The organism is Nonlabens dokdonensis DSW-6 (genome assembly GCF_000332115.1).
Lineage (GTDB): Bacteria > Bacteroidota > Bacteroidia > Flavobacteriales > Flavobacteriaceae > Nonlabens > Nonlabens dokdonensis.
In genome coordinates this window covers 2,358,686-2,383,644 of sequence record NC_020156.1, presented here as the reverse complement: position 1 = coordinate 2,383,644, position 24,959 = coordinate 2,358,686, and the positions used below count along the sequence as shown (strand labels likewise).

Annotated in this window: 29 protein-coding genes and 1 pseudogene; 7 read left to right on the top strand and 23 right to left on the bottom strand. The window is 35.5% G+C overall.

Features of this window, described 5'->3' with window-relative positions; translation table 11 throughout:
• Window positions 1-140: 140 nt before the first annotated feature.
• Complete coding sequence (locus DDD_RS10395) at window positions 141-1,130, top strand: T9SS type A sorting domain-containing protein (protein ID WP_015362803.1); 990 nt, start codon at window positions 141-143, stop codon at window positions 1,128-1,130.
• Window positions 1,131-1,205: 75 nt separating this feature from the next.
• Window positions 1,206-1,787 (top strand): hypothetical protein, encoded by a 582-nt coding sequence (locus DDD_RS10390; RefSeq protein WP_015362801.1) that lies wholly within the window; start codon window positions 1,206-1,208, stop codon window positions 1,785-1,787.
• 3 nt (window positions 1,788-1,790) lie between these two features.
• Here the strand turns inward: DDD_RS10390 and paaD are convergent, their stop codons facing one another.
• The 7 genes from paaD to DDD_RS10355 all read right to left on the bottom strand — a co-directional run bounded on the left by paaD (window position 1,791) and on the right by DDD_RS10355 (window position 6,833).
• On the bottom strand, window positions 1,791-2,288 hold the full coding sequence (gene paaD / locus DDD_RS10385) for a 1,2-phenylacetyl-CoA epoxidase subunit PaaD (RefSeq protein WP_015362800.1): 498 nt from the start codon (window positions 2,286-2,288) through the stop codon (window positions 1,791-1,793).
• 58 nt (window positions 2,289-2,346) lie between these two features.
• On the bottom strand, window positions 2,347-2,697 hold the full coding sequence (locus DDD_RS10380) for a four helix bundle protein (protein ID WP_041567414.1): 351 nt from the start codon (window positions 2,695-2,697) through the stop codon (window positions 2,347-2,349).
• An 81-nt stretch (window positions 2,698-2,778) separates the two neighbouring features.
• Window positions 2,779-3,582, bottom strand: a complete 804-nt coding sequence (gene paaC, locus DDD_RS10375) for a 1,2-phenylacetyl-CoA epoxidase subunit PaaC (RefSeq protein ID WP_015362798.1) — start codon at window positions 3,580-3,582, stop codon at window positions 2,779-2,781.
• A 70-nt stretch (window positions 3,583-3,652) separates the two neighbouring features.
• Window positions 3,653-4,000, bottom strand: a complete 348-nt coding sequence (locus DDD_RS10370) for a four helix bundle protein (protein ID WP_015362797.1) — start codon at window positions 3,998-4,000, stop codon at window positions 3,653-3,655.
• A gap of 124 nt (window positions 4,001-4,124) precedes the next feature.
• On the bottom strand, window positions 4,125-4,409 hold the full coding sequence (gene paaB, locus DDD_RS10365) for a 1,2-phenylacetyl-CoA epoxidase subunit PaaB (RefSeq protein ID WP_015362796.1): 285 nt from the start codon (window positions 4,407-4,409) through the stop codon (window positions 4,125-4,127).
• 106 nt (window positions 4,410-4,515) lie between these two features.
• Window positions 4,516-5,475, bottom strand: a complete 960-nt coding sequence (gene paaA, locus DDD_RS10360; protein ID WP_015362795.1) for a 1,2-phenylacetyl-CoA epoxidase subunit PaaA — start codon at window positions 5,473-5,475, stop codon at window positions 4,516-4,518.
• Window positions 5,476-5,756: 281 nt separating this feature from the next.
• Window positions 5,757-6,833 (bottom strand): 2Fe-2S iron-sulfur cluster-binding protein, encoded by a 1,077-nt coding sequence (locus tag DDD_RS10355; protein ID WP_041567093.1) that lies wholly within the window; start codon window positions 6,831-6,833, stop codon window positions 5,757-5,759.
• A gap of 193 nt (window positions 6,834-7,026) precedes the next feature.
• Between DDD_RS10355 and DDD_RS10350 the strand changes: the two genes are divergently transcribed.
• The gene (locus DDD_RS10350; protein WP_015362791.1) at window positions 7,027-7,617 is read left to right on the top strand and encodes a hypothetical protein; all 591 of its coding nucleotides are present in this window, start codon (window positions 7,027-7,029) and stop codon (window positions 7,615-7,617) included.
• Between the two features lie 285 nt (window positions 7,618-7,902).
• Here the strand turns inward: DDD_RS10350 and DDD_RS10345 are convergent, their stop codons facing one another.
• The 8 genes and pseudogenes from DDD_RS10345 to DDD_RS10305 form a co-directional block, all read right to left on the bottom strand.
• On the bottom strand, window positions 7,903-9,423 hold the full coding sequence (locus DDD_RS10345) for a GH3 family domain-containing protein (RefSeq protein ID WP_015362790.1): 1,521 nt from the start codon (window positions 9,421-9,423) through the stop codon (window positions 7,903-7,905).
• Between the two features lie 206 nt (window positions 9,424-9,629).
• A pseudogene (locus DDD_RS10340) lies at window positions 9,630-9,893 on the bottom strand (GIY-YIG nuclease family protein); the annotation flags it as partial.
• Between the two features lie 144 nt (window positions 9,894-10,037).
• Complete coding sequence (locus DDD_RS10335) at window positions 10,038-10,901, bottom strand: hydroxymethylglutaryl-CoA lyase (RefSeq protein ID WP_015362788.1); 864 nt, start codon at window positions 10,899-10,901, stop codon at window positions 10,038-10,040.
• 55 nt (window positions 10,902-10,956) lie between these two features.
• The gene (locus tag DDD_RS10330) at window positions 10,957-11,289 is read right to left on the bottom strand and encodes a type II toxin-antitoxin system PemK/MazF family toxin (RefSeq protein WP_015362787.1); all 333 of its coding nucleotides are present in this window, start codon (window positions 11,287-11,289) and stop codon (window positions 10,957-10,959) included.
• Window positions 11,276-11,527, bottom strand: coding sequence for a ribbon-helix-helix domain-containing protein (locus tag DDD_RS10325; protein ID WP_015362786.1), 252 nt, complete (start codon window positions 11,525-11,527; stop codon window positions 11,276-11,278). The genes DDD_RS10330 and DDD_RS10325 overlap by 14 nt, the downstream gene beginning before the upstream one ends.
• 102 nt (window positions 11,528-11,629) lie before the next feature.
• Window positions 11,630-12,247 carry a LysE family translocator gene (locus tag DDD_RS10320; protein WP_015362784.1) on the bottom strand — a complete coding sequence of 206 codons (618 nt, stop codon included), beginning with the start codon at window positions 12,245-12,247 and terminating at the stop codon, window positions 11,630-11,632.
• Window positions 12,248-12,646: 399 nt separating this feature from the next.
• Entirely contained in the window at window positions 12,647-13,000 is a 354-nt protein-coding gene (locus DDD_RS10310) for a hypothetical protein (protein WP_015362783.1), read from the bottom strand.
• 33 nt (window positions 13,001-13,033) lie between these two features.
• Complete coding sequence (locus DDD_RS10305) at window positions 13,034-14,080, bottom strand: quinone-dependent dihydroorotate dehydrogenase (RefSeq protein ID WP_015362782.1); 1,047 nt, start codon at window positions 14,078-14,080, stop codon at window positions 13,034-13,036.
• Window positions 14,081-14,155: 75 nt separating this feature from the next.
• On the opposite strand from DDD_RS10305, the gene lpdA reads away from it, so the two are divergent.
• Window positions 14,156-15,547, top strand: coding sequence for a dihydrolipoyl dehydrogenase (gene lpdA, locus DDD_RS10300; RefSeq protein WP_015362781.1), 1,392 nt, complete (start codon window positions 14,156-14,158; stop codon window positions 15,545-15,547).
• 170 nt (window positions 15,548-15,717) lie between these two features.
• Here the strand turns inward: lpdA and DDD_RS10295 are convergent, their stop codons facing one another.
• The 4 genes from DDD_RS10295 to DDD_RS10280 all read right to left on the bottom strand — a co-directional run bounded on the left by DDD_RS10295 (window position 15,718) and on the right by DDD_RS10280 (window position 18,602).
• Window positions 15,718-16,260 (bottom strand): hypothetical protein, encoded by a 543-nt coding sequence (locus DDD_RS10295; protein WP_015362780.1) that lies wholly within the window; start codon window positions 16,258-16,260, stop codon window positions 15,718-15,720.
• 118 nt (window positions 16,261-16,378) lie between these two features.
• Window positions 16,379-16,978: an outer membrane beta-barrel protein gene (locus DDD_RS10290; RefSeq protein WP_015362779.1), complete on the bottom strand. Its 600-nt coding sequence runs from the start codon at window positions 16,976-16,978 to the stop codon at window positions 16,379-16,381.
• Between the two features lie 54 nt (window positions 16,979-17,032).
• The gene (locus DDD_RS10285; protein WP_015362778.1) at window positions 17,033-17,638 is read right to left on the bottom strand and encodes an outer membrane protein; all 606 of its coding nucleotides are present in this window, start codon (window positions 17,636-17,638) and stop codon (window positions 17,033-17,035) included.
• Window positions 17,639-17,708: 70 nt separating this feature from the next.
• Window positions 17,709-18,602, bottom strand: a complete 894-nt coding sequence (locus DDD_RS10280; protein WP_015362777.1) for a hypothetical protein — start codon at window positions 18,600-18,602, stop codon at window positions 17,709-17,711.
• A gap of 47 nt (window positions 18,603-18,649) precedes the next feature.
• Here DDD_RS10280 and DDD_RS10275 point away from each other — a divergent pair, with 47 nt between their 5' ends.
• Window positions 18,650-19,006, top strand: a complete 357-nt coding sequence (locus tag DDD_RS10275; RefSeq protein WP_015362776.1) for a TM2 domain-containing protein — start codon at window positions 18,650-18,652, stop codon at window positions 19,004-19,006.
• Between the two features lie 74 nt (window positions 19,007-19,080).
• On the opposite strand, the gene aroQ is transcribed toward DDD_RS10275, so the two are convergent.
• The 3 genes from aroQ to DDD_RS10260 form a co-directional block, all read right to left on the bottom strand.
• A complete protein-coding gene (aroQ, locus tag DDD_RS10270; protein ID WP_015362775.1) occupies window positions 19,081-19,497 on the bottom strand; it encodes a type II 3-dehydroquinate dehydratase in 417 nt (138 codons plus the stop codon).
• Window positions 19,498-19,610: 113 nt separating this feature from the next.
• Window positions 19,611-20,249 carry a porin family protein gene (locus DDD_RS10265; RefSeq protein WP_015362774.1) on the bottom strand — a complete coding sequence of 213 codons (639 nt, stop codon included), beginning with the start codon at window positions 20,247-20,249 and terminating at the stop codon, window positions 19,611-19,613.
• A gap of 280 nt (window positions 20,250-20,529) precedes the next feature.
• Entirely contained in the window at window positions 20,530-21,111 is a 582-nt protein-coding gene (locus DDD_RS10260) for an outer membrane protein (protein WP_015362773.1), read from the bottom strand.
• Window positions 21,112-21,289: 178 nt separating this feature from the next.
• On the opposite strand from DDD_RS10260, the gene xerD reads away from it, so the two are divergent.
• Both xerD and DDD_RS10250 read left to right on the top strand, forming a co-directional pair.
• A complete protein-coding gene (gene xerD, locus DDD_RS10255; RefSeq protein WP_015362772.1) occupies window positions 21,290-22,186 on the top strand; it encodes a site-specific tyrosine recombinase XerD in 897 nt (298 codons plus the stop codon).
• A gap of 134 nt (window positions 22,187-22,320) precedes the next feature.
• Window positions 22,321-23,268: an aldo/keto reductase gene (locus DDD_RS10250; protein WP_041567089.1), complete on the top strand. Its 948-nt coding sequence runs from the start codon at window positions 22,321-22,323 to the stop codon at window positions 23,266-23,268.
• A 63-nt stretch (window positions 23,269-23,331) separates the two neighbouring features.
• Here the strand turns inward: DDD_RS10250 and DDD_RS10245 are convergent, their stop codons facing one another.
• The gene (locus tag DDD_RS10245) at window positions 23,332-24,936 is read right to left on the bottom strand and encodes a T9SS type A sorting domain-containing protein (RefSeq protein ID WP_236613372.1); all 1,605 of its coding nucleotides are present in this window, start codon (window positions 24,934-24,936) and stop codon (window positions 23,332-23,334) included.
• Between the last annotated feature and the right edge of the window lie 23 nt (window positions 24,937-24,959).

Genomic DNA, 24,959 nt, shown 5'->3' with positions numbered 1-24,959 from the left:
TTATTTAATGATTATTGTTTTTGTAAAGTTAATGGTTGTTCCGCTTTCGCGAAAGCGAGATAACCTCCATATTCAAAGAAATAAACCATAATTCGTAAAAGTTTAATTTTCATTTCTTATTTTTATAAGAAATTACTGCCATGAAACTTTCTCACTTATTGCTATTTACTTTATTATGTCTCTTTTCTGACGCTCAAAACGAGCTTGATTTTGATATGGATGTAACTGTGGGTAGAGTTGGTGGCTATGCAGACGTAACTTATACAATAACCAATATTTCTAATAATTCAATTAATAGCCTTACCATAAATCATACCGACGCAATAAATCCTGTAATGACGTTAAACCCTTCAACTCTTGCTCCTGGTGCAACCGTAACAGCCACTGGTAAAATCGCCATATCTGGAAATCGATTTAATGGTTCAATTCCTTTTTTAGGTTCTACTCAAGCAAGTGTGAGTGGTATTTTAAACGGTAACACGATTACTGAACTATCTGACGGAATTGATTTTCAAGGTAATAGAGTAGATGACAGCTCTTCTGATTATCAAATCTCTACGCCAGAAAGAATAGGAGTTATCTATATAGATGATGACGGTGATGGTGCTTACACTCAGGGAACAGATACTACTATTTCAAATGCTACCATAAACTTAAGTGATCAAAACGGGAATATGTTTTCAGTTATGACCAATGAAACTGGATGGTGGTATGCAGAAATACCTAGTAGTATGTTAAATACTGCAGGAGCTTTTTTTGGCACTGTAGATCAGAGTTCATTCCCAACAGCATTTACTAATTATTTTTTAATTGATGGTGAATCACCTTTTCCATTAGCTTTCCCGTTAGCCTTACCATTTGACTATGCTCATGGATATTCTGATCAACCAGCGAGTATTGAAGATGCAAAAGAAATTTCTGCTTATCCGATACCAATGACAGGCAACACACTTTTCTTAAATAATTTTGAAACTGGATCGGCACAACTTTACTCCTTAGACGGTAAAGAAATATGGAAAGGGAATGTTGAGAATGGAACTTTAAAATTTAATGAAATTAATTCTGGATTTTATATTCTAAAATTGAATAATAATGATCAGACTATCAGTATGAAGTTAGCAAAGAAATAGTTTTTTGTTTCGCTTTCGCGAAAGTCAGGTTATAATAATCCCATCATTATACAAGAAAATTCTTAATTTTTCTTCATGTTCGAAAAAGATTTCTCAAATTTTAAAATTGCTACCGTCATAAAGATTTTTATTTATTTAATAATCTCTCTGATTCTAGCATCTTGCTATTGTGATAACGATACATATTATTTAAATGAAGATAACGTAAAATTGCTACCTTATAATTCTACTAACTCCACATCCTTTATAGATGAAAATCAAAATATTATAACTTTCAATGATGTGTTTTATGAAAGAGATATCTATGAGAACGGTGGTTTTAATAACATTACTGGAAGTCGCTGTAAAGACTCCTTCGAAAATGTAAGAGTAAGTATACGTAGTAATTCTGGCTATGATATTTATATAGACCTAGAATCAGACAGAATTGAATCAAACAGATTTACAGCAACCATTGTAGATTACAACGTGCCTAATTTTGGCGGTTATTATTCTACCAAACTGCGTGAAGAACTTTCTAATTATACTTTAAATGGAGTCACCTTCGGTGCTGTAACTAGACTTTATAATCAGAATAATAATAACGAAATTTTTCTAGTCCCAAATATTGGAATCATTCACATGAGATTCGCAAACACTGAATTCACTCTAAATTAAGAATCACTTCAAACACTTAAAATAATCAAATGGCTCTAGACAGTCCTCACACTGAAACATAGCTTTACAAGCCGTTGAACCAAACTGACTCACCAACTTAGTATTTTGCGAACCACAGTTAGTGCATTTTACCAATTTCTTATCGTTAAGTAACACATCTTTATCGGCAGTTTCTTCTAGTGGTGCAGCGATTCCATATTCCTCAAGAGCTTTGCGACCACGCTCGGTTATCCAGTCCGTAGTCCATGGCGGACTCATAATTAATTGTATGTGAGTAGTGTACCCTTGAACGGCGAAAGCACGTTCCAAGTCATCACCTATGACATCCATCGCTGGACAACCGCTGTAAGTAGGAGTTAGCTTTATAGTGATTTCTTGGCCTTCCACTTGAACATCTCTTATAACACCAAGATCTACCACGTTTAAAACAGGTATCTCAGGATCTTTGACAGATTCTAGGATTTCTAATAGGTCTTGTGGTATGTTATAGTTTTGGATCATTTGGAATATCGATAATAAAAAGTTGAAATTGAAGCTGAAATTGAAATCGAACTAAAGACTAAGATTTATTTTTTATAATGGTTACTACTATTCGAATTAATTGGTCATTCTCATTCCTCAGTTTATTGACTACTTCGTCATCTAATAATTTAGCTTTTGATTGAATATTTAAATTTCTTAAACATTCTCTCAATTCTTTCAGAGTTATCCTTAGCTTGTTAAGCTGATCTTTTAACGTTCCAGCGCCTAATGCTTCACCATAATTTAAGGCAGTAGAACAACTTGACCTTATCAGTTGCTGTGCTAGATATTGAGCAGCATAGGAAGTTGGCATTTTAGAATATTGTAATATAATAGAGGCTGCAAAATTCTCAAGCCTATCCGCCAAGTCATAATCATTTTTCGCCACAATCAATCTATATTTATTTCATTTTCAACTTCGAATTCAGTTTCAGTTTCGATTTCGAGTCCGAATTCAAATTCAACTTCTCTACCATTTGGAGTCAGGATAAGTTCTCTGCATATACTGCATATCTGCAAGGATGTAGCCCATATACTCGCTGTGCAATCCTTGTTTTCCTCCTTTTTGGAAATATGCTACTTCAGGAATTTCTAGGGTTGCAGTAGTTAGTAGTTCTTCAACTTTTTCATAATAATAATCGCGTAGCTGCAACATGTCTGGAGCGACTCCTGCGGCTACCATAGCCTCATCAGCACTAGTTTTATGGAACAACTCATCTGTATAAATCCAAAGGTCATTCACTGCCTGTTGCACACGAGTTTTGCTTTCTTCGGTTCCATCGCCTAAACGCTTTAACCAATCGCCAGAAAATCGCTCGTGATAACTTGCTTCTTTGATTCCTTTAAAAGCGAGTGCTCTTAAAGTCTCGTCGGCACTTTGTTGTAATGCGTTCAAGAATAATCTATTGTAAACATCAAAGAAAAACTGACGGGCAATCACATAACCAAAATCTGTGTTGGGCTGTTCTACCAACAGCACATTTTTATACTCACGTTCCTTACGAAGAAAAGCAATATCGTCTTCTGTAGATTTGTCGCCCCTTAATTGTGCGATATATTGATAAAAACTACGTACTTGTCCCAACATGTCAAGCGAAATATTAGTAATAGCGATATCTGGCTCTAAATTTGGGCCGTGACCGCAAAGTTCGCCTAAACGCTGACCTAGAATTAAATAGTTATCTGCTACTCCTAATAGGTAGTTGATTAGGTGTTGTTTGTTTTCCTTTGACTCAAGGAATTGTGGGTTTAGTTCTTTTATTGGTTGTTTCATTATAAAAATAAAATGAGTTTAAAATCAAAACGAAAATCAAAATCAAAATCAAAATCAATTTTGAAAACGCCTATTTTTGGTTTTTAATTATTGTTGCTACTATTTTGCTTAACTGCAATGATTCATCAACTAAGTTTCTTTGATCATTTTTAAGAAGATCTGCTTTAAGTTGGATTCTCAAGTTGTTCTTACATTCTTTAAGTTCTTTGAGACATATTCTCAATTTGTTAATTCTGTCTTTAGAAGTTCCAGCACCTGCAAACTCTCCGTAGTTTAAGGCAGCACTTCCTGAAGAACGTATGAGTTGCTCCGCATAATATTTGGAAGCATATGTTTTAATCGGAAAATCAAATTCTTTAACCACATCTGCTGCAAACAGAATCAATCTATCTTCTACATCATAAGGTTTCTCACTCATTTCTGTTTGATTTTGATTTTAGTTTTGATTTTGATTTTCTACTTTTAAACATCCATAATTTTAAATTTCAACTTAAACTTAAGTTTAAACTTTAAGAATTAAAAAATATGTAAAAGCACCGTTTTTACATGTGTTTTAACTCCTCAGGTAACTCATAAAAAGTAGGATGCCTATAAACTTTATCACTGGCAGGTTCAAAAAGCTCACCACTATCTTCTGGACTGCTAGCAGTGATATTTTTTGATTCTACAACCCAAATACTCACACCTTCGTTTCTTCTGGTGTAAACGTCGCGTGCATTATTCATTGCCATTTCAGCATCTTCAGCATGTAAGCTACCGCAGTGCCTGTGTTCTAGTCCGTTTTTAGATCGTATAAAAACTTCCCATAGTGGTATTTCTGTGCTCATATTCTTTTAGTTTTCAGCGCTTTCGCTAGGTTTGGCGCGCATTGCATGCGCTTGACTCAAAGTGGACGCATGCACTTCACTTTAAATTGGCGGATGCAATCCACCTTTACGCAGTCTTGGACTGCTCTTTTCTATCCTTCTGTTTTGCCGCAAAAGCCGTTGCTGCTTCTCGTACCCATGCACCTTCATTCCATGCATTACGACGATCGTCGAGACGTTTTTTATTCATCGGTCCATGGCCTTTTACCACTTGCCAGAACTCATCCCAATCGATCTCGCCAAAATCATAGCTTCCCGTGTCTTCATTCCATTTCAAATCTGGATCTGGAATAGTTAGTCCTAAAAGCTCTGCTTGCGGAACAGTTTGATCAATAAATTGCTGGCGCAACTCATCGTTCGTCTTACGCTTCAACTTCCATTTCATAGATTGCTCTGTGTGCGTACTTGCCGCATCAGTAGGACCTAACATCATTAAGGACGGCCACCACCAGCGGTTCAATGCATCTTGTGCCATTTCCTTTTGTTCTTCACTTCCGTTACACAGCGATAACATGATTTCATATCCTTGACGCTGGTGGAAACTTTCTTCTTTACAAACACGTACCATCGCACGAGCATAAGGCCCATAAGATGTACTACATAATGGTACCTGATTAATAATCGCGGCTCCATCAACGAGCCAACCTATCGCTCCCATATCTGCCCAAGTCATCGTTGGGTAATTGAAAATCGATGAATATTTTGCTTTACCAGAGTGTAAATCTTCATACATCTGCTCACGAGTGATTCCTAAAGTTTCACAAGCACTGTATAAGTATAATCCGTGTCCAGCCTCGTCTTGCACCTTAGCTAACAAGGCAACCTTGCGACGCAACGATGGCGCACGTGTGATCCAATTACCTTCTGGAAGCATTCCCACAATTTCAGAATGAGCATGCTGGGAAATCTGTCTGATATGTGTCTTGCGATACTTCTCCGGCATCCAGTCTTTTGGCTCAATCTTTTCATCTCTCGCAATTTTTGCATCAAATTGCGCTTCTAAACTTTTGATTTCTGCTTCACTCATGTTGTTATGTTTTAGACGCATCGCATGCGTCGATGATACTTCGTTTCTGTTCGCATGCGATGCGAACTTACTTTGTCAAGCCGTCGCAGGACGGCTTCGCTACTTTTTATCTCAAAGGCTTTTTAAAACCTATACACTTATTACTATTTCAACTCTTGTTCTTATTCCGCTTTCGCGAAAGCGAGATAACAACAATCCATATTTATATTAGTTCAATCTGAGTTGCTAGAATTCAATTCCGGTTACTCAGGTTAAAGATTCCTGCCTGCGCAGGAATTGGGTTACACATCATAGTCCACAACCAATTTCTTACTCGTAGGAACGCTCACGCAACTCAGGACAAATCCTTTTTCTACTTCTTCATCAGTAAGCGCATAATTTACTTTCATGGCTACGCTACCTTCTACAACTTTACATTTACAAGTACTGCAAACACCACCTTTACAGGCATAAGGCAAGTCTGCTCCTGCGGCAATAGCGCCATCCAACACATTATCAAAATCATCACCTAAAACAAAGTTGAACTCGCGACTACCATCAATAATGGTTACATCTACTCCATCTACTTTTTGCTCTAGCGCAGCTGCTGCTTTGGCCTTATCTTCTTCACTTAAACCGCTTACAAATAGTTCAAAGTGTACATTTTCTTTCTTCATTCCTGCAGCAACGAGTTCATCTCTTATCAAGAAAATCATCTCTTCAGGACCACAAATAAACGCATGGTCTGTATGTGGTGCGTTGATTAAGGTTTTGGTAAGCATTTGAAGCTTTTCTTTATCAAAGCGACCGTTAAATAATTCTGTATCTCTATGCTCACGACTTAAAAAATAAAACACCTCAAACCTACTTAAATACTTGTTTTTCAGTGCTTCAATCTCTTCTTTAAAGATAATAGATTTTACCGTTCTATTGAGATAGAATAACTTGAATTTAGCATTTGGTTCACTCGCGAGATGCGTTTTAATAATACTCAACATAGGAGTGATTCCACTACCTGCTGCAAATGCTATATAATTTTTAGTTTCTTTTTCATCATAGCAGTCGATTCCAAAATCACCACTTGGTGCAGCAACTTGCAACGTATCTCCAGTTTTCAATTTACGATTTACATAAGTAGAAAACTTACCTTCAAAAATTTCTTTGACAGCGACTTTCCACTCATCATCTAGCGGACTGCTACAAAGTGAGTAACTGCGTCGCACATCTTCCTCATTAATCATGGCGCGCAACGTCAAAAATTGACCTTGACGGTATTTAAATTCTTCCTTCAATTCCTGCGGAACGTCAAAAGCAATTACCGTCGTGTCGTCAGTCTCTTTATAGACTTGTGATAATGTTATGTTATGAAATTTACTCACTATTATTAGGTCGTTAAGTTTACACAAAACTAACACTTGTTAGTTTGGAAAACAAATATGTTTATTTACAATCGTTTGAAGGCTGATTTTGAGACTTTTCACTCCGCTTTCGCGAAAGCGGAATATCCAATAACCTCAACCTTTAACGCTATTTTCACGACCACAAATCGCTGGCACTCGTATATTGCTATATATGCGATATACTAATATTACAGCACCAGATTCTATCATCATTGAAGCGGAGAAAGCAATGTCTTTTTATCCAGCTTTGAAGGACACACCTATCGAATTTAAGTTTAATGATATGGTTCGAAAGAATTTTATGCAAGCACAACCTACTTATAAAAGTATTTTTAAATCGCGTAAAAACCGCAGTTATATTATTCTCATTAGTAAAGAATTTAAGGTAGAAAACGAGATTTTTACTATCGATCAAATTCCGAGCGATGTACTTACTGGCTGGTTAGGCCACGAGTTGGGTCATGTGATGGATTACCGATCTCGCTCGACTTTTAATATGATCATTTTTGGATTAAAGTATCTTTATTCGCACGCTCACATTCAAGAAGTAGAGCGCGCCGCAGATGATTATGCTGTGCGTCACGGAATGGGAGAATACATTTTAAAAACTAAGAATTTTATTCTGAATCATACAAGCTTGTCAGAAAAATATAAAAAACACATGCGTAAATTCTATCTCTCACCAGAAGAAATTTTGGAATTGATCAACCGTTATGGAGAAACTGGAGAAAAGCCTAGTCAAGATGAACTGGCGCCGAATTAGTTGGTGAGTTCGTGAGTTCGTGAGTTCGTGAGTTCGTGAGTTCGTGAGTTCGTGAGTTCGTGAGTTCGTGAGTTCGTGAGTTCGTGAGTTCGTGAGTTCGTGAGTTCGTGAGTTCGTGAGTTCCTGAGTTCGTGAGTTCGTGAGTTCGTGAGTTCGTGAGTTCGTGAGTTCGTGAGTTCGTGAGTTTTTTTGCTTCGCAAAAAAAAAATATTAGTTCTAATTTTATTTTTCTCAAAGACTCAAAGACTCAAAGCACAGCGACTCAGAGACTCAGAGCTAACAATCTCAAAGACTACTCACAAACTCTTCCCAGGCTTTAAACTTCTCTTCGTCCATTACCTTTTCCATTTTAACCTGACCACCTTTTTTCTTATTATAGTCGTTCCATTTTGAGAAGGTTTCTGGTTGCACTTTATGTACTTGAACGCCTTTTAACGCTTTAGTTCTAGCTACTTTATAATTTTTATTAGCGTCTTGAAGAGAGTCATCAAGAGCAGTTGCAAGTTCTTCTTCTGATGTTTCTGTTTCTGTTCCTAAATACCAAACGTGGTGAAATTCTCCATCTATTTTTTTTGCAGAAACGGTAAACTCTTTAATACTGGTATTGTATTTTTCTTGCAGCTCGGTAATTGCAGTTTCCATTTTAAGAACAGACAGCTGACTACCTACAACGTTTAAGAAAAACTTTGTTCTACCTGTGATTTTAATTTCGGCGTGATCAATGTTTGTAAACTTAATAGTATCGCCTATTAAATACCTCCAAGCGCCAGAAACAGTAGAAATAATAAGAGCATAGTCGGTTTCTAACTCCACATCTGCCATAGAAAGTACAGGTGCGTTATTTGAAATACTACCATCCTGCTCGACATATTCTGGTTGGAACGGCACAAATTCAAAGTAAATTCCGCCATCTGTTATTAATTGCATAGAGCTGGTTTCTGGTCTTTGTTGGCAAGCAATAAATCCTTCACTAGCAAGATAGGTATCAACTATCTGAACTGGCTTAGTAAATAATTTCTCAAAACTAGATCGATAAGGTTCAAAAGCCACGCCTCCAGAAGTATACACCGCAAGATTAGGCCATATATCATGGATGGAATCCACTTTATGAAAATCCATTACCTTTTTGAGCATCATTTCTAGCCAAGATGGAATACCGCTTAGCATTCCTATATCCCAATTTTTTGCTTCTTTGGCGATGCGCTCCACACGTTCGTCCCAATCATCAATAGAGGAGATTTCTTTCCCAGGCCTATAAAATGAATCTAAAAACTCTGGGATATTACTTGCCGAGATACCACTAATCTCGCCAATTGTAAAACCATCTTCTTTGCTTAAATCTGTAGAACTTCCTAACGCCAGCACCTCACTTTCAAAAACATCATCATGCAAATCAAAATTAGTCAATGCACTTACTTGCTTCGTCCCAGCAGCTTTTATGGCAGCGATCATCTCATCTGTCACTGGAATAGTTTTGGATTTTTTCCCTGTCGTTCCACTGGATCTTGCTAGAAATTTTGGTACGCCAGGCCATGTGATATTAGGTTTTCCTTCCTTCATGCGTGACCACCATTGCTCGTCCATTTTATGATAGTCGTAGAACGGTACCGCTTCCGCGAAAGCGTGCTCTAAATCATTATTTTCTAAAATACCATCAAAGTCATAGTACAAGCCAAAGGAGGTATTTTTTGCCGTTTTCAACAAGTTCTTTAAGACTTTCTTTTGTGCCTCTACGTGATTAGTAGTGGAACTCACCGAATCGTGAAGGTTCAACGCTGTCTTAATTATTGGTCCTATTAAAGCCATGATATTCTAGATTTTATTCAAAAATACAGCTAAGCGTTTTTACTTAGGGTTAAGAATGTGGTAAGGTTTAAATAATGATTAAAGTATGAATTCGGTCTTCGAGAACCACAGACCTCGCTTTATTCTCTTGAGCGAGCATTGAGGCTCTCGAAATGCGGTCTTCGAGTGCACTTCGACAAGCTCAGCATGAAACCTCAGACCTCGTTTTATCTGATTTTTTTATAATCTTCAATATCTCGGTATGCCAAAGCAAGTTCAGGCAAATCATCTAGTTTTCCCTCTATTAAAGCTTCCTTCTTTCTTCTGCTCCATCCTTGGACTTGCTTTTCTCGATAAAAGGCTAGATCAATTCTGTGGTATGTTTCAAAATATAGTAAAGTAACTGGCAATCTCTTTTTGGTATGATTTGCTCCTTTACCATCTTGATGTTGCTTAATTCTTCTTTCTAAATCTATGGTGCTACCAGTGTAATATGACCCATCACAACATTCTTAAATATACATAAAACCTGTTTTGAAAGCCATAATTCAATTTATTAAAATCGGTCTTCGAGAACCTCAGACCTCGCTTTATTCTTAAAGAAGAGCATTGAGGATTTCGAAATGCGATTGTTATTAATGATACTTACTAAAAATCTTAGTAGCCTCGTTATAACTGCTTTCAAATGACATCGCATTTACGTTAGAATCGGCTTTTGATGTGTTGAAGTAGCTTACCATTTTCTCAGTAGGCATATTTCCTGTGAGTTCATCTTTGGCCATCGGGCAACCTCCAAAACCTTGAATCGCTCCATCAAAACGACGGCAACCTGCTTTATAGGCTGCATCTACTTTTTCATGCCATTTTGCAGGTGTAGTATGTAAATGAGCACCAAATTCGATTTCTGGATATTTAGGAATCAAATTAGAAAACAAATACTCTATAGTTTCTGGATCAGAACTTCCTACGGTATCAGAAAGAGAAAGGATTTTTACACCCATTTTAGACAATTTCTCCGTCCATTCACCTACAATCTCCACATTCCATGGATCTCCATAAGGATTACCGAATCCCATAGAAATGTACACTACTAATTCTTTATTGTTCTTGTTTGCTAAATCAATGATTTCCTGCAACAACTCTACACTTTGGGCAATCGTTTTATGCGTATTACGCATTTGGAAATTTTCTGATATAGAAAAAGGATAACCTAAATATTGAATTTCTGGATGCTCACAAGCGGCTTGCGCACCGCGTAAGTTGGCTACGATGGCAAGTAATTTAGAATCGGTTTTTGAGAGATCTAATTTAGAAAGAACCTCAGCCGTATCCACCATTTGCGGAATAGCTTTAGGTGAAACAAAGCTACCAAAATCAATGGTGTCAAAACCGCAACGCAACAAGGACTGAATGTATTGCACTTTCAAATCTGTAGGGATCATTTCTTTGATTCCCTGCATCGCGTCACGCGGACATTCTATGATTTTTACTTTTTCCATTAAGATGCAAATATAAGCTTACGCAAAGGTTTGCGGAAATTGAATATAACCATAATCACAACTCAAAAATATCAGTTAACGAATTGTAAATTTGCTTTAAAACCTCAGGTTCTACACTACCTATTCTTTTTTTAAGTCTTTCTTTTGCAATTGATTTCGTATGTAATACAAATAATTCTGATTTCTCTTTCAAACCATTTGTTTTATTAGGTTCTAAAATAGGATCACCTTCATAAAACTTAATCTTAGAAGAAACCGGAACAATAATCACCACATTTGCTAAAGTATTCAATGTATTTCCGGAAATGATAATCACTGGACGGTTTCCTCCTTGTTCACTTCCTATGACAGGATCAAGAAATGCTTGATAAATATCACCCTTCTTCATTCTCTATTCTTTGTAATTCCTGTACCCATTCTTGCAATCCTTCTTCTGCCATTTGTATCATGTCAGGATCATTTGCCATACGTTTAAATGATGCTGCGTACTTTGCTTTTTTGACTTTTTTCAAATAGGCTTTAAGAGCTTTTTCAATTAATCTATTTTTAGGAATATTCAGTTCGCTAGCTATATCAGCTATTTCTTTAAGCAGGTCATCTGGAAGGGAAGATGTGAATGTCGCCATTATAATTTATATTTATAAAATGTAAATATAAAAACTATTTATTTAATGTAAAAATTAACATCGCAGACATCCATCCTTGCCTTCCCTTAAGGGAAGAAATTTCTAAGGAATCAAAATCGCCACTGCAATCCCAATAAAAACAACAATCTGCGTCCATTTCATCGCTGGAGCAAACCATTTGGATGATTTGATAAAACTAGCTGCTTTACCAGCCAATAGTGCTATGGTAGAAAAGGTCAATAAAGAAACGAGCATAAAAATACCGCCTAATATATAGATCTGAATCCAGTCTGGATAGGAATTCTCTATAACAAATTGTGGTAAAAGGGCAAGAAAAAATAAGGTCACTTTAGGATTCAACAAATTCATGGTGATTCCTATTTTGTAGAGTTTCCATAAATTTTGGGAAGAAGCTTTTGAATCGCCAAATTCTATACTTGCATCTGACTTGTAGATTTTATAAGCGATATAAAGCAAGTAAATAGCACCTGCTATTTTTATGGAATACAGCAACCAGTCATTATCTCTTATAATTACTGCAAAACCTAAAGCAACAATGGATGTATGAACAATACAACCTGTAATTAGACCGCTAGCAATGGCGATTCCATATTTTGAACCTCTTGCAACAGATTGTGTGAGTACAAAAATATTATCTGGTCCTGGACTTATTGCGAGGAGTAAAGTTGCAAATGCAAAAGAGAAAAGAGTTTCTATCACTTATTAAGCCTAATAATTATACGAACAATTGCAAAAGTGATCAGTATAAAACTAAGGATATTTCTGAAAGTAAAAATGCTTTTAGATTCACTCTTGTTGTGGTACTGATCAAATTCAGAATACTTTCCTTTAGAAGTATTTTTTTCTGATTCTATAAATTTCTTTTTGGCTTTTTTGCCAATATCCGTGCACGAAGGACAACCCTTTAATGCCATGGGAAATTCCTCGTTACATTTTTCACAAGTTAAATAAACCATATCTATTCTTAGATTAAAGAGTAATGATACAAATATTGGACAGTTTCAACAAATAGCCCTTTAAATTTAAATGTCAACTATTAAAAAAGGCTATCAAATTAATGATAGCCTTGGATACCTTATAACGTCTTAATATTTTAACCTAAAGCGTTTGTGTAACTTTATATATCCTGTCATTAGAATTTACATAAAAATTAAGAATATAAGAGTATGTTTTAGGATTATTCAATTTCTGCTCATTTTTTATTTGTTGAGCACGATTAGATGTAGGTTTAGTAGCTTTTGAATACCCAAGTTTGCTCGTTTGTTGAACATAATAAATAAGGATTTTTCCACCATCATCTCCTTCTTTTATTTCATCTGGTTCGCCGTTCTTTTTAATCATACTAGCTACCGTTTTACCTTTCCATTTTTTATCAACATGGTCTTCAACTGTCGCACAACTAAAAAGGAAAAATGTAAAAAGGGCTGGCAATAAAAATTTAATATGTTTCATGTTTCTTAAAAGTTTAATCAAAAAACAAAAAAACTAACGAGCTTTCCTAATTATTTCTTCGTTAATTTTCTTAATCAACGCTGGACCTTCATAAACAAAACCTGTGTACAACTGCACCAGACTAGCGCCAGCATTCAGTTTATCAATCGCATCTTGCGCGGTCATGATTCCGCCTACACCTATAATCGGGAAAGCGCCGTTGCTTTTTTGATGTAAAAAAGAAATGACTTCGGTAGCGCGATTTGTTAATGGTGCGCCGCTCAGTCCGCCGGCTTGATTTACTAGAGATTCTTCAGATTGTAATCCTTCTCTAGAGATGGTTGTGTTGGAAGCGATCACTCCATCGATTTTAGTGTCTGCTACTATTCCTATGATATCTAGTAACTGATCATCAGTCAAATCTGGGGCAATTTTAAGCAGAATAGGTTTTCTTTGAGGCTTTTTATCGTTTAAGTCTTGAAGTGTTTGAAGTATATGCGTTAACGGTTTTCTATCTTGTAATTCTCTTAAACCTGGTGTGTTAGGCGAACTCACATTTACCGTAAAATAATCTACATGATCAAACAGCTTTTCAAAACAGATGATGTAATCATTTACCGCATCCTCATTAGGAGTGACCTTGTTTTTCCCTATGTTTCCACCTATTAGAACGTGATTAGGTTGGCCTAATTTTGGATTTTTTTTCAATCGTTCTACCGCTGCATCTACTCCGCCGTTATTGAATCCCATACGGTTTACGATAGCTTGATCTTTCTTTAATCTAAAAAGACGCTGTTTGGGATTTCCATCTTGTGGCAATGGTGTGAGCGTTCCTATTTCTATGAATCCAAATCCAAGATTAGAAAACTCCTTAAAAGCTTTGGCATCTTTATCAAATCCGGCAGCCATTCCCACAGGATTTTCAAACTGTAAACCGAAGAGTTCTCTTTTAAGGGCAGGATGTTGTTGTTTGTAACGCTTTCGCGAAAGCGCACTAAAACCAGGCACCTTGCTCAGTAATTTGATACTCTTAAATGAAAAGTGATGTACCGCTTCTGGATCAAACGAAAAAAGCAATGGTCTAATGATGGATTTATACATAATAATAAGGTTGTGCAAATTTACAATCGGTTGGACTTTATTCCATATTTTTGTGACTCTTAAAAAATGACTGATATGAGTAAATATGATGTGATCGTTTTAGGTAGTGGACCTGGCGGATATGTAACGGCAATACGTGCGTCTCAACTGGGATTAAAAACGGCTATCGTAGAGAAGGAATCTCTAGGTGGTGTATGTTTAAACTGGGGTTGTATACCTACAAAAGCGTTAATAAAAAGTGCTGATGTATTCAATTACCTCAACCATGCCGCAGATTACGGTCTTAAAGCTGATAACGTAGATAAGGATTTTAATGCTGTTGTAAAACGTAGTCGCGACGTGGCAGACGGAATGAGCAAAGGTGTGCAGTTCTTATTGAAGAAAAATAAAATAGACGTAATCATGGGTTACGGTACAGTGAAAAAAGGTAAGAAAATCGAGGTGAAAGCTGAAGATGGATCTACCTCTACTGTAGAAGGTAACCATATTATCATTGCGACAGGAGCAAAATCTCGTGTGCTTCCTAATTTACCACAAGACGGTAAAAAGGTAATAGGATACCGTGAAGCGATGACGCTAAAAGAGCAGCCTAAGAAAATGGTTGTTGTAGGATCTGGAGCAATAGGTGTTGAATTTGCTTATTTCTATAACGCTATGGGAACTGAGGTTACGATAGTAGAATATGTAGATCGTATTGTACCAGTAGAAGATATTGATGTTTCTAAACAAATGGAGCGCAGCTTTAAGAAGTCTGGAATAAAAGTAATGACTTCTAGTGAGGTGACGAGCGTTGATACTTCTGGCGATGGTGTTAAAGTAAACGTGAAAACTAAAAAAGGAGAAGAAGTTCTTGATGCTGACATTGTTTTAAGTGCGGTAGGAATTGAAACTAACTTATCTAACATAGGTCTAGAAGAAGTAGGAATTTCTACTGATCGTGGTAAAGTATTAGTAAACCAATGGTACCAGACGAATCTACCAGGTTATTATGCAATAGGTGATATTACAGCTGGACCAGCACTAGCTCACGTAGCAAGTGCCGAAGGAATTCTATGTGTTGAGAAAATAGCAGACATGCATGTGGAACCACTTGATTATGGAAACATACCAGGTTGTACTTACTCTACTCCAGAAATTGCAAGCGTAGGAATGACCGAAGCTCAAGCCAAAGAAGCCGGATACGAGTTGAAAGTTGGTAAATTCCCATTCAGCGCATCTGGAAAAGCAAGTGCTAGTGGTGCAAAAGATGGTTTTGTAAAAGTAATTTTTGACGCTAAGTATGGCGAGTGGCTAGGTTGCCATATGATAGGTGCTGGTGTTACCGACATGATTGCTGAGGCAGTTTTAGGTCGTAAGTTGGAAACTACAGGTCATGAAGTATTAAAAGCAGTTCATCCACACCCAACGATGAGTGAAGCTGTGATGGAAGCCGTTGCAGATGCTTATGGTGAGGTGATACACCTTTAAGATATTAGATATTAGATATTAGATATTAGATATTAGATATTAGATATTAGATATTAGATATTAGATATTAGATATTAGATATTAGATAAATTTAAAAATCCTCAATTCAAACAAGTTGAATTGGGGATTCTTTTTATGAATTATGTTTAATCTAAATAATCTGGTTAGCTTTATAAATTCTTCAAGGTTTCCAAAGGAATAGTGATCCCGAACGCTCCTCCACCAGAAGTTTGTTTTGCTTTGGTATGGAAAAAATAATCGAATGAGATTTCAAAATTGTGTCTTTTACCTATAGCTAATCCTATCGAAAAAGGGATATGAGTAGAAAGCCCGCTAACATTTTGATCACCTTCAGGTGTAAATGTTCTGAACGATCCTAAATTTAAACCATAACCCAACTCAAAAAAAGGTGCTACATAAGGAATAGGCGCTAACAATCTAATTTTACCACCTAGAAATAACGCATTTGTTGAAACATCAAACCCTGCAGCAACTAGATTTGGATCTGAGTTTTCTTCATCTAATGATGTATTTATATACGCCACATAAGGTCTAAGGCTCAACCAGGTGCGAGAGTTATAGATATATTCTCCTTTTGCATAGAATCCGTTTGCACTTAAATCATAATCTGGATTAGCTGCACTGATCCCAAAACCTATGGATAGATTCACAAATTCTCCTTTTTCAGATTGAGCAAGAGAGTTACTGATCATGAATAGAGAACACAAGATGATGAGGTATTTATTCGACACGCTTAAAGATTTTAATTTAAACTAACAATAATAGGAATCTTTATTGAAAATTAGTCAAGTAACAGAGTCGTCCTTATCGTTAAAACCTATAATTCACTCCTAAACTTATAGTTCTATTACCACCTAAAGTAAAATCTCCTATGCTACCTGTTCCTTTTGCTCTAGGTAATAGATCATGCTGGTATCTTAAATCAATTGCCCACTTTGGATTAATTCTATAACGTGTTCCTATCAGTAAAAAAGGATTTACTCCTAACTCTCCATCACGATCTCTTTTAAAGACACTTGTCGTATCTGGATTGTAGTAAATTCCTGCGCCTGCATACAAACTCCAATTATTGCCTATAAAATGTTCCGCTTGTAGATTTAAGTAAGGTCTTAGAAAGCCAGTAGCGTTTACACCAATTTCTGATCTTAAACCAAATTGTTGATTAATTTTATAATCTGCAAATGCGCCTAGACCATATCCTAATTCTGTGTCTCTATCTTCAAAATTATTTAATTCAAATTCTCGTTTAGAAAGACTGACAGATCCATTTGCAATAAGCCCAAAACTCCATTTGTTCTCAGAGCTTTCAAAATCTAGTTGGTTATTGTTATTAGTTGGTAAATTTTCCTGAGCAGTTAAAAAGTTAATGGCACAAAGACATAGTAAGGCGAGGATTAATTTATTTTTCATAATTGTTAATTTATTTGGCGACTTTTAAAATAGTTCAAAAATCGACATGAATACTTAAAACCTATAATTAAATCCTAAACTAAAAGTACTCAAAGGTCCATCTTTAGAAAAGCGATTGAAATCTGTGGCGCGCTGTCTTGCATAAAGATCTTGCTGGTACCTTAAATCTAGCGTCCAGCTTTTACTCATCTTATATCTCAAACCTAATTGTACATAAGGGTTTAAAATAGCTGTCCCGTTTTCATCTCGCTGTACGAGATGATCAGCACTTGTATTAAAATAACTTCCTGCTCCTGCATAAAAACTCCAGCGATCAGTAAATTTAAATTCTGATTGCAAGTTGATGTAAGGATCAAAGCCTACATAGGCATTAACACCTACTTCAGACCTAAGTTTCCATACCTTATTTATTTTATAGTCGGCATAAAAACCTACTCCTAGTCCAATCCATGCTTCATCAAATGAATCATAAGTAGTACCTGACATCTTTATTTCACGGAAACCAGACAGCGCTTGAAAAGTTAAACCTGTGCTCCAGCGATCGACTGGTTCTTCAAATTCAAAAAGATGGTTGGTAGAATTAGGAGCATTTTCTTGACTAAATACTATACAAGGGAAAAGAAATAAGAATGGAATGAGTAGAGTTAATTTGGTTTTCATGATTTAGCTATTGGTTAACTAGATCAAATAAACTGTAATCCTCTCAATTTTAAACTTCTGTTAACTATAGTTAGGGCTTCTTAACTTTAGGTTTTTCTTTATAAAAAACAAATCGAACTTCTTCATCAAGCTGTAAATTTGAGGCTAGATCAATGATTTCACCACTTTCATCTACAAATTGAATCTTTGCTGTGTTAGGAGGTTTTTTACCTAGATTAATCGCTTTAAGTGAAATGGTGTTAACAGAATCTTTTAAAGTAAGAATCATTTCTTTCTTTTTACTCACTGGACTGTATGCGTTCAAGATTCTATTGCCGTTAATGGTTAGATCTATTTGATCTCCATCTACTTCTCCATCGTCCCATATAACAAGTTTCAAGTACTGATCTTCCCATAAAATATTGAGCTGTTCTCCACCCTTTAAATCGTTTTTTGCATAACGATTAAACATTTTATCTAAATTGATCTTCTCTTTTATGCTATCAGGCACGCGTTTAGTACGGTCTATTTTCCTTTGAAATTTTTCATTTCGTTTTTGAATTTTCTCAGCAGCACTCATAAATAACTCTCCATTTATACAACTGGTAAGGTCGTCATAATAACCTTTAAACTTACCTTCTATCTTTGATTTACCATTGAGCCTTCTCATGTTGCCATTAAAATACACATTGCAAAATGATGTCTCCGCCATATTTGATTTTGTGTAGACTAATTCTACTTCTCTAAACTCTAAAAGGTTTTCCTTTTTATCATATCTACCTACTACTTTTGATTTAGTTTCATGTTGTCCATTAAGATCTGTATAAGAATATCCATAAATCTTGCCATCAATCTCTTTAAAATCTAATTTATATGGTATTAAGGAACTATCTGGTAATTTGAGCAAACCTAAATATTCATACGTCTGTCCATAGAGTTGACCAGTAAAAAAAATAAGGAAACAGATTAAAAGTTTTAATTTCATTTTTAATATTTATATTTGAGTAAATATAACTAACTAAAATATTACTTATGAAAACAAAAGTAACTTTAGCTCTTATGAGCCTTTTTATGATGGTAAGCACTTTTGCTTACGCATCTTTTCCAGTCGAGAGACAAGTAACTACTAAGGTTGTACAACTTGAGAATGGCACCACTATGGAGGAAACTTCAACATCATTAACAACTCCAGCAGCGGTTGTGTGGTCAGAAGATCAAACTATTGCAACACTTTTATTTGTCTTTCTATGGCCATTTGCAGCTCACCGCTGGTTCTTAAAAAGTCCTATAGGTTGGAATATTTTGTTTATTCTTACTTTTGGAGGTCTTGGTATCTGGGCATTAGTTGATTTAATAGATATACTTACAGGTAATTACCCTGGACTGTAATTTATTTATTTTTTAAGAAAGCTCGTTAAGAATCATCTTAACGAGCTTTTTTGATTTTAATTTGTTCAGTGTATTTAGTGTAAAGAATTTAAAGCCAGCTCATAGCTCTTAAGTCCAAAACCACTTATAACACCGACTGCGTGCTTAGAAATATACGATACATGTCTAAATTCTTCACGATTCATCACATTTGAAATATGAACTTCTATCACTGGTGTAGAAATCCCAGCCACAGCATCTCCTATTGCAATAGAAGTATGTGTGTAAGCACCAGCATTAAAAACCACAGCGTCAAAACCTTCTTCTTTTGAAGAATGGAGCTTATCGATGAGGTCTCCTTCACTATTAGATTGAAAATAACCCAATTCCATTTTTTGAAATTGGAATTGTAACTGAGAAAAATACTCCTCAAAAGTTTTTGAACCATAAATCTCAGGTTCTCGAGTGCCTAAAAGGTTCAAATTAGGACCGTTTAAAATCAATATTTTCATAAAGTAAAGATATTAGTAATTCCGCTTTCGCGAAAGCGAGATACTAAATAAAAAACAGCTTCCAAATGAATAGAAGCTGCTTTTAAGATTTAATAAAAGACTTGATACATAAACTAGTTAAAGAAATAACCCACTGAAATTTGAATAACTTGATTTTGTTGTTTGATCTGGTCTTCAAAACGACCTTCGGTATTAGACAACCCTAGGTTGTATCTGGCTGAAAAATTTATCCCATTACTCATTTTATAACTTACTCCAGCTCCTACTCCATAATCTATAGTGTTTAACTCATCGCTATAATCCTCGTTAATCAAAGTAATTTCTGTTTCACCATCAAATGTTTGATTCAACCTACCCTCAATATTAGATGATAATAAAACGCCCACATATGGCCCAGCTTCTATACTCAGCCCATCAGTAACATAATACTTTGCCATAAGAGGCATATTTAGATAGTTTGCTCGCACTTCAGCTTTATAGTCTCTAGAAAAATTAAAACCAGAATCGAAGGAACTTTCATTATAACCTTGAGCTGAAAACAATAATTCAGGCTGAAATGAAAATTTTTCTGAAATAACAACTTCCGCAAAGCCACCCAGATGGAAACCGGTATAACTTTCTATGTTTTGTGTAAAATCTCCTTCTATTGTAGAAAGATTCACTCCTGCTTTAGCACCCAGTTTTATTTCTTGTGCATTTGAAGTTGATATGCTTAAAAGTACTATAGCGACTAGCAATAATTGTTTCATCATGTTTAAAATTTATTATTAATAATGTAAATATGCAAGTTTAAAACTACGTTGAAATAAGAAGTTTGCATTTTATTTTAAATAAAAAGTCATTTACTTTACGAGCAAAAACATCAATCCTATCGCCCTTTAGGCATTGGAGAATTTGTTTTTAAATCAAAAAAATAAAAATTCCTGTCGAAAATAAAAATCATATTAAACCTGCAAATTACAGCAAACTTGCAATCACAAAAAAATCGTTTACCTAGATAAACGATTCTTTTAATACAGTTTGTTTCACTATTTATAAGAATATAGAAAAACCGATTCCTACACCCAAGGCTGAGTTTTTATTCTTAAAATCATCATTCTCTTTGTTTGAAAGAGTGGCATTAAGATATCTAACCATAAAATCTAATGATACGTTACTATTGATAAAATATGCAACACCAGCCTCACCAGTAAATGCAAAACCACTAAATTTATCTGAATCATCATCACCAAAGCTTGAACTAATTAAACCAGCACCTGCTGACACAAATGGCTTAAAATTATCTCCAGCTTCAAAAAAGTAGGTCGCATTAGGTAGAAGCGCAATAGTATTTGTTGTAAAATCAAAACCATTTTGTTCCTCTTTAGAAGAAGTGTAAGATAAATCGATCCCTACTGCAAGATTATCCATTACAAAATAACCTGCATTTGGCGTAAATGTAAATTCAGATATAGTCGACTCCTCTCCTTCGGTACCGTTAAATTCTGGTGTAAAAGTATTGGAAGCAAATGAAGCGGTTGTGCTCCCACCGAAAGTCCATTTTCCTTTCTCCGTTTGAGCATTAGTAATACCCATTGTTGCTATAGCTATAGCAGCTAATAAAAGTTTTTTCATTTTAGTTTTTTGTTAGTTATTTTAATCAAATCTAATGTTAGAAACGATCATAAATGTTAAGATCCTGTGAAATTAAATGTATAACGTACATTTTATCCTACAATTTATTGCTACTAGAATTCATAAGGATTTACTTGTTCTTAATCCTTGATTAAGCTTAATATTCTACCTTTACCCTATGAACTGGAAGCAAGCCGTAAAAGATTTTGGTATCTACATGCAATTAGAAAGAGGTCTTTCTTTAAATACCATTAAAGCATACAAAAGAGACCTCAATAAATTGATTTACTGGCTTGAAGAAAATAAAATTGAAGAATCTCCTTCCATTGTTAATCAAGACACCTTGCGTTCTTACATTTATGCCCTTGCAAAATCAGTGCAACCTCGATCACAAGCGCGTTCTATAAGCAGTCTTAAAGCGTTTTTTGAATTTCTTATTTTAGAACGCTATAGAGAAGATCAACCTATGGAATTGATAGAAACTCCTAAAATAGGTCGTAAACTTCCAGATACATTAAGCACCAAAGAAATAGATGCACTCATCAATAGCATCGATCGATCTACTCTAGAAGGAGAGCGCAATCGTGTCATACTTGAGACACTTTACGCTTGCGGGCTGCGCGTGAGCGAGTTGATTACTCTTAAAATAAGCGACTTATTCTTTGATGAAGGATTTTTAAAAGTAACAGGAAAAGGCGATAAACAACGATTTGTGCCTATAGGTTCCTACACTATGAAAATTATAAATACTTACAAAAATGAAGTACGCGTTCATATTCCCGTTAAGTCAGATCATACGGACACCCTTTTTTTAAACAGAAGAGGCGCTGGACTTACTAGAGCGATGATCTTTCATATTATTAAACAGCAAGCTATCAAAGCTGGTATAGAGAAGACAATTAGCCCGCATACTTTTAGACATAGTTTTGCCACGCATTTGCTTGAAAATGGAGCCGATTTACGTTCCATACAAATGATGCTGGGACATGAAAGCATCACCACGACTGAGATCTATATGCACGTAGACCGAGTACACCTTGCTAAGGTTATTAACGAGCATCATCCTAGAGCTTAAGTCGTTACTAACCCTTTTTTTAAGCCTATCTTTTAATAAACACCTTGGTTCTACTAAAGTTTTAATAAAGTAAAGAACATTTTTTGGATTCCGCTTTCGCGAAAGCTAACTTTATAAAAAACAAAACGATACTTATGAAGACTTTAGAATTTAGAAATGGCGACAAGATGGACGCTATAGGTTTAGGAACGTGGAAATCAAAACCTGGAGAAGTTAAAAAAGCAATCATTACCGCATTAGAAGCAGGATATAAACACATCGATTGTGCAGCAATCTATGGCAATGAGAAAGAAATAGGAGAAGCCTTTAATGAAGTATTCTCTAAAGGAGAAATCAAGAGAGAAGAGGTATGGATTACCTCAAAATTATGGAACAACGCCCATTTAAAAGAGGACGTAGCGCCAGCACTAGAGAAAACCTTAAATGATTTGCAACTGGATTATTTAGACCTTTATTTAGTACACTGGCCGGTTGCTTTTAAACCAGACGTACAAAATCCAGAAAAGCCTGAAGATTATCTATCTCCTAAAGAAGCTCCTATACATGAAACATGGAGTGCTATGATAGATCTTCAAAAATCTGGAAAGGCAAAACACATAGGTGTTTCTAACTTTTCTACTAAGAAACTAGACGATTTACTTTCTAAAACGGATGTTACTCCAGAAATGAATCAGGTAGAATTACATCCTTTATTGCAACAAAATGAATTATTTGAATATTGTTCTAATAAAGGAATCCATATGACTGGTTACTCGCCATTAGGAAGCGGTGATCGCAGTGATGGTATGAAACAGGATAATGAACCTAACATGCTGGAGAATGAAACGATTAAATCTATCGCATCAAAGCATAATGCGAGCCCAGGACAAGTGCTCATAAACTGGAGTGCACAAAGAGGAACAGCTGTTATACCTAAATCCACTAATGAAGGCCGTATCAAAGAAAATCTCGCTGCTGCTGGAGTAAACTTTGATAAAGAAGACTTAAAACAACTAGCAGAAATGGATCAACATTACCGCTATGTTACAGGAAAGTTCTTTGAAGTGCCTGAGAAAGGCTATGACAATATTTATGATGAGTAGATCATAGGTCTTTAAATTGATAAAACATGAAAACTCTAATCGGTTAAAGCCAATTAGAGTTTTTTATTTCTTCAAAATCTTGTGAACTTCAGTACGAGAATCAGTTGTAACATTTAAAAAGTACAGTCCAGCCGAGAGCTTCGAAAGGTCAATAATTTGTATACCAGAAACATCTGTTTCAGCAGCGATAACTTCTTTCCCCATTACGTTGCAAATAGAATAGGATAAAAGTGTTTCACTATTACTATCAATAGCAAGTGTATTTGCAACCGGATTAGGAAAAACAGAAAGCACTTGATCATTATTACTTGCTACGCTTAAAGTTGGGCTTCCATAAAATTGACCATAAATTTCATATTCACGATCTACCATCATACTCGCTGGTGATGTATCCTCGGCAGCATATACTGTTAATAATGCACTATTTCCATTACTTAATATTCTAGGAAAACGAGCACTTCCCGCTTCATCTACCGGTGCAGAAGACACTCTCAATAAATTCGTTCCTACAGTTCCAGTATTGGAAACAGACCGCATAAATATTTCTACTTCATTCCTATTAGTAAAAAATGGATTTGCTCTAAAAACGACATAATAATTATTATCTCCAGGCAACCATTCCACATCTGGTGTCACGGCATCGTTTGTAGTACTACTGCCTGCCACCATACTTATCTCAAACTCTGGCACAACTACATTCATCGTATTATCATATATAACTCCAAATACATCAAATTCATTTGCAGAGTTGTTAGGTGATTCATAAACAAATAAATATTGATTATTAATTTGATCCCAAGCGGCTCTAACCATTATAGCACCAAAAGCAACATTACTTATAGAACCTCTATTACTTATTTGTGTTGCGATCCCTACAGTACCATTCTGACTAACTATTGTAACATAAGCCTCTTCTTCCAAGGGTAACGGTGATGCAGAATAAGTAACTACATATTCATTAGTTTGAGAATTAAAAATTACATCTGGAATGGAACTATTAGTCTGGGCACCGGTACTGGAATCTGTAATGAAAATAGTAGAACCTAACAATGCTCCGTTAGAAGATATTCTTTGCCCTTCTATTTCTACAGTTCCTGGCATTGTAGGAGTTGATTCTATAACATAGACATAAACCATAAAATACTCATTAAGCACTGGATTATAAGATATAGCAGGAGTTCTAGATTTTATTGTAGGGTTGATGGCATTACTAGTGCTTGTTATTCTAAAATCAGGCGTAGTGATCACTCCATTTGCGTCTACAATGACACCAAATATTTCTCTTCTATCAATCATAAATTCTGCTTCGTAAACAACCATAAAGTTATTATCAACTGAATTATAAGCTACTCTAGGTCTGGTATTTGTAAGCATATTATCTCCTAAATTAAGTGAAGATATCAGGAAATCGTTTCCTAGAATAACTCCATTTAAGTCAACAAAACGACCTACGATTTGTGTATTATTATCAACAACGCCTATTTGATCAGTATCATCACTTTCCCATACTACTAGATAGTTTTGTGTTACTGGATTATAAGCCATGTCTGGAAAATCAACCGCTATAAGGTTGTTCCCAAAACCACCAGCATCACTTATCCTAAAATCATCTGGACCGTAAAACTGCGCATTTGAAATAGCAGTAAATAGCATTAATACGTAGAGCATTCTCATAATAAAATATTTAATTG

Bases quoted from the DNA above. Each gene is read 5' to 3' on its own strand.
- DDD_RS10395 (WP_015362803.1), top strand. From the start codon at position 141: ATGAAACTTTCTCACTTATTGCTATTTACTTTATTATGTCTCTTTTCT.
- DDD_RS10390 (WP_015362801.1), top strand. From the start codon at position 1,206: ATGTTCGAAAAAGATTTCTCAAATTTTAAAATTGCTACCGTCATAAAG.
- paaD (WP_015362800.1), bottom strand. From the start codon at position 2,288: ATGATCCAAAACTATAACATACCACAAGACCTATTAGAAATCCTAGAA.
- paaC (WP_015362798.1), bottom strand. From the start codon at position 3,582: ATGAAACAACCAATAAAAGAACTAAACCCACAATTCCTTGAGTCAAAG.
- DDD_RS10370 (WP_015362797.1), bottom strand. From the start codon at position 4,000: ATGAGTGAGAAACCTTATGATGTAGAAGATAGATTGATTCTGTTTGCA.
- paaB (WP_015362796.1), bottom strand. From the start codon at position 4,409: ATGAGCACAGAAATACCACTATGGGAAGTTTTTATACGATCTAAAAAC.
- paaA (WP_015362795.1), bottom strand. From the start codon at position 5,475: ATGAGTGAAGCAGAAATCAAAAGTTTAGAAGCGCAATTTGATGCAAAA.
- DDD_RS10350 (WP_015362791.1), top strand. From the start codon at position 7,027: ATGCGATATACTAATATTACAGCACCAGATTCTATCATCATTGAAGCG.
- DDD_RS10345 (WP_015362790.1), bottom strand. From the start codon at position 9,423: ATGGCTTTAATAGGACCAATAATTAAGACAGCGTTGAACCTTCACGAT.
- DDD_RS10335 (WP_015362788.1), bottom strand. From the start codon at position 10,901: ATGGAAAAAGTAAAAATCATAGAATGTCCGCGTGACGCGATGCAGGGA.
- DDD_RS10330 (WP_015362787.1), bottom strand. From the start codon at position 11,289: ATGAAGAAGGGTGATATTTATCAAGCATTTCTTGATCCTGTCATAGGA.
- DDD_RS10325 (WP_015362786.1), bottom strand. From the start codon at position 11,527: ATGGCGACATTCACATCTTCCCTTCCAGATGACCTGCTTAAAGAAATA.
- DDD_RS10310 (WP_015362783.1), bottom strand. From the start codon at position 13,000: ATGAAACATATTAAATTTTTATTGCCAGCCCTTTTTACATTTTTCCTT.
- DDD_RS10305 (WP_015362782.1), bottom strand. From the start codon at position 14,080: ATGTATAAATCCATCATTAGACCATTGCTTTTTTCGTTTGATCCAGAA.
- lpdA (WP_015362781.1), top strand. From the start codon at position 14,156: ATGAGTAAATATGATGTGATCGTTTTAGGTAGTGGACCTGGCGGATAT.
- DDD_RS10295 (WP_015362780.1), bottom strand. From the start codon at position 16,260: ATGATCAGTAACTCTCTTGCTCAATCTGAAAAAGGAGAATTTGTGAAT.
- DDD_RS10290 (WP_015362779.1), bottom strand. From the start codon at position 16,978: ATGAAAAATAAATTAATCCTCGCCTTACTATGTCTTTGTGCCATTAAC.
- DDD_RS10285 (WP_015362778.1), bottom strand. From the start codon at position 17,638: ATGAAAACCAAATTAACTCTACTCATTCCATTCTTATTTCTTTTCCCT.
- DDD_RS10280 (WP_015362777.1), bottom strand. From the start codon at position 18,602: ATGAAATTAAAACTTTTAATCTGTTTCCTTATTTTTTTTACTGGTCAA.
- DDD_RS10275 (WP_015362776.1), top strand. From the start codon at position 18,650: ATGAAAACAAAAGTAACTTTAGCTCTTATGAGCCTTTTTATGATGGTA.
- aroQ (WP_015362775.1), bottom strand. From the start codon at position 19,497: ATGAAAATATTGATTTTAAACGGTCCTAATTTGAACCTTTTAGGCACT.
- DDD_RS10265 (WP_015362774.1), bottom strand. From the start codon at position 20,249: ATGATGAAACAATTATTGCTAGTCGCTATAGTACTTTTAAGCATATCA.
- DDD_RS10260 (WP_015362773.1), bottom strand. From the start codon at position 21,111: ATGAAAAAACTTTTATTAGCTGCTATAGCTATAGCAACAATGGGTATT.
- xerD (WP_015362772.1), top strand. From the start codon at position 21,290: ATGAACTGGAAGCAAGCCGTAAAAGATTTTGGTATCTACATGCAATTA.
- DDD_RS10250 (WP_041567089.1), top strand. From the start codon at position 22,321: ATGAAGACTTTAGAATTTAGAAATGGCGACAAGATGGACGCTATAGGT.
- DDD_RS10245 (WP_236613372.1), bottom strand. From the start codon at position 24,936: ATGCTCTACGTATTAATGCTATTTACTGCTATTTCAAATGCGCAGTTT.